Origin of the sequence: Actinomadura sp. 6K520, from assembly GCF_004349245.1 — a bacterium.
Lineage (GTDB): Bacteria > Actinomycetota > Actinomycetes > Streptosporangiales > Streptosporangiaceae > Spirillospora.
In genome coordinates this window covers 1-9,637 of record NZ_SMLC01000225.1, presented here as the reverse complement: position 1 = coordinate 9,637, position 9,637 = coordinate 1, and the positions used below count along the sequence as shown (strand labels likewise).

The 9,637-nt window shown below is 70.6% G+C and carries 6 protein-coding genes; 5 read left to right on the top strand and 1 reads right to left on the bottom strand.

Features of this window, described 5'->3' with window-relative positions:
* Positions 1 to 137 precede the first annotated feature (137 nt).
* Positions 138 to 2,186 carry a hypothetical protein gene (locus E1289_RS33675; protein WP_131987547.1) on the bottom strand — a complete coding sequence of 683 codons (2,049 nt, stop codon included), beginning with the start codon at positions 2,184 to 2,186 and terminating at the stop codon, positions 138 to 140.
* A 116-nt stretch (positions 2,187 to 2,302) separates the two neighbouring features.
* Here E1289_RS33675 and E1289_RS33670 point away from each other — a divergent pair, with 116 nt between their 5' ends.
* The 5 genes from E1289_RS33670 to E1289_RS33650 all read left to right on the top strand — a co-directional run bounded on the left by E1289_RS33670 (position 2,303) and on the right by E1289_RS33650 (position 9,564).
* Entirely contained in the window at positions 2,303 to 3,226 is a 924-nt protein-coding gene (locus E1289_RS33670; protein WP_131987545.1) for a TIGR03089 family protein, read from the top strand.
* 142 nt (positions 3,227 to 3,368) lie between these two features.
* Positions 3,369 to 4,787 (top strand): LCP family protein, encoded by a 1,419-nt coding sequence (locus tag E1289_RS33665; RefSeq protein ID WP_131987543.1) that lies wholly within the window; start codon positions 3,369 to 3,371, stop codon positions 4,785 to 4,787.
* 11 nt (positions 4,788 to 4,798) lie between these two features.
* Positions 4,799 to 5,944 carry an acyltransferase family protein gene (locus tag E1289_RS33660; RefSeq protein ID WP_131987541.1) on the top strand — a complete coding sequence of 382 codons (1,146 nt, stop codon included), beginning with the start codon at positions 4,799 to 4,801 and terminating at the stop codon, positions 5,942 to 5,944.
* A gap of 105 nt (positions 5,945 to 6,049) precedes the next feature.
* On the top strand, positions 6,050 to 7,276 hold the full coding sequence (locus tag E1289_RS33655) for an acyltransferase family protein (protein ID WP_131987539.1): 1,227 nt from the start codon (positions 6,050 to 6,052) through the stop codon (positions 7,274 to 7,276).
* Between the two features lie 59 nt (positions 7,277 to 7,335).
* Positions 7,336 to 9,564: a bifunctional glycosyltransferase family 2 protein/CDP-glycerol:glycerophosphate glycerophosphotransferase gene (locus tag E1289_RS33650; RefSeq protein WP_207929324.1), complete on the top strand. Its 2,229-nt coding sequence runs from the start codon at positions 7,336 to 7,338 to the stop codon at positions 9,562 to 9,564.
* Positions 9,565 to 9,637 lie beyond the last annotated feature (73 nt).

Genomic DNA, 9,637 nt, shown 5'->3' with positions numbered 1-9,637 from the left:
GGGCCTCGGGGGCGGGCTGTGCTGGCGCCTCGGCGGACTGGGTCTCGGCAGACTGGGTGCTCACGCAGCGCGAGGATACTCGCCCGTGCGCGCCGGAGCCGCCCGAAGCCGCGGAGCGGCGCCAGACGGGCCGCCGTTCAGGACCGGCCGGGTTCGGCGATCCAGACCTCCATGGCCAGCCCCCAGGTCCCGCCGGGCGGCTCGGTGAGGGTGCGCCCGTCCTGCCGCGTGTCGAGCCGCAGGATCCTGGTGGGCGTCCCGTAGGGCGCGACCTGCTCCGCCTCCGCCGCCATGATGACCGGGCGGCGGCCGGCGTCGCGCACCTTGGCGATGACGCGCCGCACGTCCGCGGGGGTCGCCGCGTCGGAGGTGCGCGCGGCGGGCCGCCCGCACATGCCGCGCACGACCTGGAGGAACCGGTCCGCGGTGGAGTGCTCGACGACCACGATCGAACTGTCCGGCCGCAGCGCGCCGCACATCCGCTCGACGGCGGCCACCTCGTGCCGCTCCGTCCGCGTCACGATGTAGCCGCCCGACGTCAGCACGACCGGCACCAGCATCAGCCCGACACCGGTGACCGTCCCGATCCGCATCGCACGCGGCGAGTAGCCGAGGCGGCGGACGCGCCGTGCCGTCCAGGCGGCGGCGAACAGGGCGAACAGCAGCAGCCCGGGGATGACGAGGCCGATCAGCCGCCGGGACGCCCACGGGTGGTCGGGCGTGATGCCCGGCCGGAGCAGCACCTGCGTCGTCGTCCAGACGATCATCGCGTAGGGCAGCAGCCACTCGGGGGACTGCCCGCGCAGCAGCCGCCGCACCAGCAGCGCCGCCCCGAGCGCCGCGAACAGCAGCGCGGGCGGCCCGATGTACCAGGCGACCCAGTGCAGGGACAGCTCCGAGTACTGGCGGGTGCCGTCCACCGGAAGGCCCTGGATGCGCTGGACCGTCTCGATGAACCGGACGTTCATCTCGTCGTCCGCCGTCGCCGGTGGACGGCGGACGGTCTGCACCAGCGGCCGGAGCGCGAAGCCCAGCAGCACCAGCACGGTCAGGACGGCGGCGGCCCCCGGAACCCTGCCCCGCGCGACCGCCGCCCCGGCGCGGCGCAGCGGAATCCCCGTCCGGTCCCACCGCAGCAGCACCACCATGGCGACCGTCCCCACCAGGATCACCGCCGTGATCAGCAGCAGCGGGGCGAGGGACGCGTACAGGTAGGCCAGGTACGGCAGCGACAGCGTGAAGCCCTCCGCCAGCCCGGCGCCGGCACCGAGGAGGAGGCCGCCGGCCGTCCAGTAGCCGATCCACCGCCTGCGCGCCACGTAGAAGCCGGCGAAGGCGACGACGGGCAGCACGTCGCGGAGGCCGTCGATGCGGACGAGCACGATCAGCCCGAGCGCCAGCCCCGCGAGGAACGCCTTCAGATCCGCGCGGCGCCCCTCCTCGCGCCGGGAGTCGTACATCAGCGACAGCCCGCCCACCAGCAGGAGGATCGCGGGCGGCTCGCTGAAGGTGTTGCGGGAGACGTAGAGCATCGGCAGCGCCAGCGCGAGGAACAGCGCGCCCGCCGGGGCCCAGCGGGGCCCGACGAGCCGGGCGACGAGACCGGCGAACGCCAGCACGCAGCACGCGCCGAGCAGCGGTGCCGTCAGCAGGATGCCGTGGGTGCCGCCGATCCAGCCGCCGAGCGCCAGCACCAGCGGCAGCCCGGCCATGAACTGCGGGACGATCGCGCCGTCGTGCTGGTAGAAGGCCGGGCTCTGGTAGTAGATGACCCCGTCGGGTCCGCCGAACGCGCCCTCCATCAGCGGGATCGGCAGGGACCCGTGCTCGGCCAGCCACGTCGCGAACTGCACGTAGGAGGCCGGGTCGCGGCGGACGATGATCTGCTCGGCGGACATGACGACCTGGAGCACCAGGAACGCCGCGGTGATGGCGAACACCGCGGCGACCGCCCACCAGGGCACCGCTTCGCGTCCCGCCGCCGCGTCCTCGCCGCGGGCGCCGTCGTGCGGCCCGGTGCGCAGGCCCAGCCACAGCACGAGCGCGGCGACGGGCAGGAACAGCGCGAACGCCGGGATCGGGCGGAACGCGCCCGCCATCAGCAGCGGCAGTGAGACCGCCAGCCACGCCACGAGGAGCAGCGACGGGACCACGGTGACGCGCATGAGCAGCCGCCCCGCGTTCATGTTCCCGCCCCGCGCCCGTCCGTCGACTCGTTCACCCGTTCGTTCACCCGTGCGGAGCGTAGCGGTCCCGGCAGGGTGATGCCGTCCCGGCGATCACGCGGGCATACGCTCGCCCCATGAGCGCACACGCCGGGAACGCGGGCGGAAACACGGGCGGGCCCGCGGAGCTGCTGCGGCGACGGGTGGCGGACGACCCGTCCAGCCCGCTGGTGACCTTCTACGACGACGCGAGCGGCGAACGCGTCGAACTGTCCGCGCGGACGTTCGACAACTGGGTGGCGAAGACCGCGAACTTCCTGGTCGACGGGCTGGCCGCCGAGCCGGGCACGCGGGCCGTGCTCGTCCTGCCGCCGCACTGGCAGACCGCCGTCTGGCTGATGGCCTGCTGGTCCGCCGGGATCGTGGCCGAGCCGGTCGACCCCGGGACGGTCCGCGAGCGCGCCGCCGCCGCGCCGGCCGGGCCACGGGCCGAACCAGGAGCCGAACCACGGGCCGAACCACGGGCCGAACCGGCGGGGCCGGACGAGCCGTACATCCTTGCGGCGGCGCAGGAGGTGCTGGCCGACGTGCTCGCCGACGAGGTGCTGGCGGGCGGGGCCGAGGAGATCGTCGGGCTGTCGCTGCACGCCCTGGGCGGCCCGCTCACCGAGTGCCCGCCGGGCGTGACCGACTACTCCGCGGAGGTTCGCAGTTATGCCGACCGGTTCGTCGCTGATGCGGAAGTCACGCCCGAGACGCCCGCGATCAGTGTGACAAAGGCCACACTCAGCGGGGCGGAGCTCGTCGCCGCCGGCCGCGCGGCGGCCGGGAAATGGGAGCTGGACGCACGCGACCGGCTCCTGGTCGACAGGTCGTTCGCCACGCTCGACGGCGTGCTGACCGGCCTGGTCGCACCACTAATCTCGGGCGCTTCCGTCATAATCCAACGAAACTTCGACAAAGCTACGCTAGATCGTCGCCTGACCATGGAGCATGTGACGATGGTCGCCGGTGTGCCCGGATGGAATGACGAATCCGGGGACCCGCACCGGCTCACCTGACTACGCTCTCCTTGCCCTCGTCCAGTACCCGACCGTCCAGGACCAGTACCGACCGTCCAGTACCCGACACCGGAAACACGGGCCGCCCCGCACGGCGCGCGACCCGGCCCCCGGACCTGCCTACCCCGGGACCACGGAGCCCATGAACAGCAACCCGATGTACATGGAGTACGTCGACGACGCCGACCCGCAGCCGGCGCCTCGACGCGGCTGGCGCATCCTCGGATGGGTGTGCATCGGAATGTCGGCCCTCATGGTCGTGGGGTCCCTCACCGCCTACGGCCTGTACCGCCAGGCGTTCGGGAACATCTCGCACGAGGACGTCAACGCCCAGCTCGGCCCCGACCGGCCGAAGAAGCTGAACGAGGCGCTGAACATCCTGCTGCTCGGGTCCGACACCCGGACGGGCGCCAACGCCAAGTACGGCCGCCGGATGAAGAGCGACCCGCCCCGCTCGGACACGATGATCCTGCTGCACCTGTCCCCCGGCGGCGGCCAGGCGATGGCCATCAGCTTCCCGCGCGACCTCATGATCCGGATGCCGTCCTGCAAGGGCCAGAGCGGCCAGCTGTACCCGGCGGAGGACCGCGCCCAGATCAACTCGGCGTTCACCAAGGGCGGCGCCGCCTGCGTCATCAAGACGATCGAGAGCATCTCCAACATCCGCGTCGACCACTTCATGCAGGTCGACTTCAACGGGTTCAAGTCCATCACGAACGCGATCGGCGGGGTCCCGGTGTGCCTGCCGAAGGCCGTCAACGACCCCCAGTCGAAGCTCCGGCTGAGCGCGGGCAAGCACAACATCAAGGGCGAGACCGCGCTGGCCTACGTGCGCGTCCGGCACGGGCTCGGCGACGGCTCCGACCTGGACCGCATCAAGCGCCAGCAGAAGTTCATGGGCGCCCTCGCCAACAAGGCGCTGAGCGCGGGCGTGATCAGCAACCCCAAGAAGCTCCTCGCCCTGATGAACGCGGTGACCAAGTCGCTCACCACCGACAGCGAGCTGACGCCGCAGGTCATGATGGACATCGCCCAGGAGATGCAGGGCGTCAGCTCCGGCAAGCTGCGCTTCGTCACCGTCCCGTCCGGCCCCGACCCGCTGGACCCCAACCGCGTCGCGCTGAGCGCGAACGCCCAGTCGTTCTTCGCCGCCGTCCGCAACGACAAGACCGTGCCCGAGAAGCCGAAGGCCGGCATCCAGCGGATCCCGCCGAACCAGGTCCGGGTGCGCGTCTTCAACGGCAGCGGCATCGACGGCCAGGCGAGCCGCGTCGCCGACGACCTGGAGTCGCAGGGCTTCCAGGTCACCGTCGGCGGAAACGCGCCTTCCCTCACCACGACCACGAGGGTCCTGTACGGTTCGGGTGCCGACCAGCACTCCAAGACGCTGGCCGCGCTCATCCCGAGCAAGCCGCAGCCGACCGCGCGCAGCGGCGGCACCCCGGGCATCGTCGACCTGGTCATCGGACGCGACTGGACGAACCTCAAGAGCGCCGGGGGCGGCATTCCGAAGCAGCAGGGCGAGATCCGCGCGAACGACGACATCTGCAAGGAGACCTAGGCCGGCAGCCTATGACGTACACCACCAGGCATTCGGGGGCCGACACGGCGCCGCGCGACGGCCGGCCGCTGTCGACGGATCCGACGGTTCCGGCGCCGGCGGCGCCCGCCCCGCGGGCCGCCGGCACCGCGGAGGCGCCCCGGCCGCGCAAGCAGCGCGACCCGTTCTTCGACAACGCCAAGTACTTCGCGATCCTCCTGGTGGTGGTGGGCCACTCCCTGGCCTACCTGCAGGACGTCCCGCTGGCCCAGGGGCTGTACCTCTTCATCTACATGTTCCACATGCCGCTGTTCATCGTGATCACCGGCTACTTCTCGCGGAACTGGACGTTCGCCGGCGGCAAGGCGCGCAAGCTCATCACCAACGTCGGCGTGCCGTACGTGGTGTTCGAGTTCGCCTACTCCATCTACGACTGGCTGGCGGGCCGCAACGCGCTCGAGATCAGCCTGCTGAACCCGTACTACCTGACGTGGTTCCTGTGCGCGCTGTTCATGTGGCGGCTGTCCACCCCGGTCTGGCAGCAGATCCGCTGGCCACTGGCCGTGGCGCTGGGCTTCTCGCTGCTGTCGTACATGAGCGACCTCGGCGGGACGTTCGACATCCACCGGGTGATCGGGCTGCTGCCGTTCTACGTCCTCGGCCTCACCCTGAAGCCGCAGCACTTCGAGCTGCTGAAGAAGCCGATCGCACGCCCGATCGGTGCGGTCGTGCTCGCGGTCGGGCTGGCCGCCTCGTTCTTCGTCATGGACCGCATGTCGCGGGCGTGGGTCTACTGGAAGCACCCCCACGACGCGTTCAACGTCGGCAACTTCACCGGCTCGCTGATGCGGCTCGCGATGTTCGCGTGCGCGATCATCCTCGTGGCCGCGTTCCTCACCCAGATCCCGCGCAAGCGGTACTGGTTCACCGGGATGGGCGCCGCGACGCTGTACGCCTACCTGCTGCACGGGTTCGTCACCCGGCTGATGAACTTCACCGGCTGGTGGGGCATCGACTGGATGCACAACCCGCTCGGCGTCACGCTCGTGACCTGCGTCGCCCTCGTCGTCGGGACGTTCCTGTGCTCGAAGTACGTCGTCCGGACGATGAGCTGGGCGCTGGAGCCCAAGCTGACGTGGGTGTTCACCCCCCTGCGCCGCCCCGGCCGCCGCGGCTAGCACGGCAAACTCGCACATCTGGCCACATCTCCCCCCATCGGGGGCTAGAGTCGCCCGTGCCTCCATGTGAACGGCTGTCACCTACTGAATGAAGCTTCCGGAGACATGACCGACACCATCCCTCCGCCGCGTCCCCCCGCGTCCGGCACCCTGACGAACGCCGGCGCGCCGGCCGCCCCCGCCCCCGACGTCACCGCACCCGATGTCATGGCGGGGCGCCCCGTGCCCGGGAGTGCGGCGCCCGGCGGCGCGGCGCCCACGAGCGCGGTACTGGACGCGCAGGGCCCCGCCGGGACCGGAAGGCCGGCGGCGCCGCGGCAGCGGGACGCCTTCTTCGACAACGCCAAGTTCTTCACCGCGGCCCTGGTGGTCGTGGGGCACGTCTGGGCGGAGTACGGGGACAGCATCGCCGCGCGGGCGGCGTACGTGGTCCTGTACGGCTTCCACATGCCGGTCTTCGTCTTCATCGCCGGCTACTTCTCGCGCGGGTTCATGCGCTCGACGGAGAAGTTCCGCAGCGTTTTCCCCACGCTGATCGTCCCGTACGTGATTTTCATCCTGCTCTATCGGGCGCAGCTCGTCCTCATCAACGACGTCGATTTCAGCGTGTCCGAGCTTTTCCGGCCGCATTTCCTGATGTGGTTCCTGATCGCCATGGTGTTCTGGCGGCTGAGCGCCCCGCTCTGGGGGCACCTCCGCCACCCCGTGCTGATCTCGGTGGCGCTCAGCCTCGCCGCCGGGTGCTGGGCGTTCACCGCCGACTCGACGCTCAGCCGCACCGCCGGGCTGCTCCCGATCTTCGTGCTGGGCCTGACGATCGAGCCCCGGCACGTCCAGCGGCTGCGCCGCTCCTGGGCGCGGTGGGCCGGTCTCAGCGTGCTCGCGGTGGCGCTCCCCGTCGCCTACATCTGGGAGAAGGGCGGCGTCGTCCCGCGGATGGACCGCGGGTTCATCCTCTGGAACAAGGGCTACGAGGACATGGGCTTCGGTGCCCTGGCGGGGGCGGGCTACCGCCTCGCGGCGCTGGCCTTCGCCGTGTTCCTCGGCGCCGCCTTCCTCGCGGTGATCCCGCGGGGGCACGGCTGGTACACGCGGATGGGCACCCGCTCCCTGTACGTGTACCTGCTCCACGGGCTCATCGTGAAGACGTTCGACTACACCGGCGTCCTGGCCGAACCCGTCCTGCACACCCCGCTCGGCCTGGTCGGCACGACCCTGGCGGCGGCCGCACTCGGCGTCGTCCTCGCGACCGCGCCCGTCGAACGGCTCACCCACTGGGCGGTCGAGCCCAAGGCCCGATGGCTGCTCAAGCCGTCTCATGCCAGGACATAAGATTTACCTACCACTTGTGGGTATGGTCCAGATTCACCGAGTAGCTGATTGGCCTACGTGTGAGCAGCGATAGCGGCATCTCCTTGAGCGTCGTCGTGCCCGTGCACAAAGTGCAGGGGTACATCAGGCAGTGCCTGGACTCGATCCTCGACCCCGACCTCCCCAACCTGGAGGTCATCGCGGTCGACGACCGGTCGCCGGACGGCTGCGGGGAGATTCTCGACGAGTTCGCCGAGCGCGACTCGCGCGTCCGGGTACGGCACCTTGAGGAGAACGTCGGGCTCGGGCACGCCCGCAACATCGGTCTCGAAATGGCGACCGGTGACTACGTCTGGTTCTTCGACAGCGACGACTACGCCACGGAGGGCGCGGTCCGGGCCATCATCGACCGGCTCGAGGAGACCCGCCCCGACGTCCTGCTCTTCGACTACGCCCGCGCCTACTGGAACGGCCGCGTCAAGCGCAGCGTCATCAACCACCTGTTCCGCGAGCCGCCCGCGCCGGACGTGTTCACGCTGGAGGAGCGCCCGAGCGTCCTCGAGATGATGATGACGGCGTGGAACAAGGCGATCCGCCGGGAGTTCCTGCTCGAACAGGGTCTGCGGTTCAGCGGCGGCTTCTACGAGGACCTCAACGTCACCTACCCGATCCTCATGGCCGCCGAGCGGCTGAGCCTGCTGGACCGGGTCTGCTACATCTACCGGCAGCGCCGCCGCGGGGCCATCACCCGGACCACCGGCGCCAAGCACTTCGACGCGTTCGCGCAGTACGACCGCGTCTTCGAGTTCATGGACCGGATGGGCGCCAAGGCCGACCCGTTCCGGCCGCTGATGTTCGACCGGACGATCTGGCACCTGCTCGTCATCATCGAGCGCGGCGACCGCGTCCACGACGCCGACAACGAGCGGTTCTTCGCCGAGATGTCGAAGACGTACGCCAAGTACGAGCCCCCGGGGCACGAGCCGCCGGACCCGGAGGACAAGCCGTTCCTCGCCGACAAGCACCGGATGGTCAAGGCGAACGACTACCGGGGCTTCCAGCGGCTGCGCGCGCAGGAGGCCAAGCACAAGGCGCGCCGGCGGGGCCGCAAGATAACCCGCGCCGGGCGGCGCGGCGTGCGGCTGTCGAAGGACCTGGCCAAGGAACGCCCCTACTACCGGATGCAGCGGCGGCTGCCGATCGACGAGAACCTCGCCGTGTTCGCGGCCTACTGGTTCCGCGGCTACGCCTGCAACCCGGCGGCGATCTACGAGAAGGTCCGGGAGCTGGCCCCGCACATCCGCCCGGTGTGGGTCGTGAAGCCGGGCGGGCGCAAGACCATGCCGGAAGGGGTGGACTACGTCGTCTTCGGGTCCGCCGACTACTACCGGACGCTGGCCCGCGCGAAGTACTTCGTCAACAACGTCAACTTCCCCGACGAGTACGTGAAGCGGCCGGGGCAGGTGCACATGATGACGCAGCACGGCACCCCGCTGAAGAAGATGGGCCTCGACCAGATGGACTATCCGGTCGGCGCCAACGACATGGACTTCAAGGCGCTCATCACGCGCTCGGACCGCTGGGACTACCTGCTGTCGTCCAACCCGCTGTCCACCGAGGCGTGGGAGCGCGGCTTCCCGTGCGACTACGAGATGCTGGAGATCGGCTACCCGCGCAACGACCGGCTGGTGAACGCGATCGGCGACGAGGAGCAGCGGACCGCGCTGCGCGCCGAGTTCGGCATCCCGGCGGGCGCCACCGCGATCCTGTACGCGCCGACGCACCGCGACTACCAGCGCCGCTACAGCCCGATGTTCGACATCGGCCGGGTCATGGACCAGCTCGGCGACGACCACGTCCTGCTGCTGCGGGCGCACTACTACTACAAGATCGCGAACCTGGCGGCGGACATGGGCTGGCCGGAGGGCCGGGTCATCGACGTGTCCCGGCACCCGTCGGTGGAGGACCTCGCCATCGCCTCCGACGCGCTGCTCACCGACTACTCGTCGATCATGTTCGACTACGCCAACCTCGGCAAGCCGATCGTGATCTACGCGAACGACTGGGAGACCTACAAGCTCACCCGCGGCGTCAACTTCGACCTGACCGCGAGCCCGCCCGGCGTCGTCGCCACCACGGAGGACGAGCTGGTCGAGGCGTTCGTGTCCCGGGCCGCCTGGAGCGACGCCGCCGCCAAGGACCTCGCGAACTTCAAGGCGCGGTTCTGCCCCTGGGACGACGGGCACGCGGCCGAGCGCGCCGTCCGGCGGATGTTCCTCGGCGAGAAGGTCCCGAACCCGCCGCAGTAACCCACGACGCCCGCCGACGGGCAGTAACATCCCGCCCAGAGATCCGGCGCTCCCCCGCCGCGCCCGTCCCCCG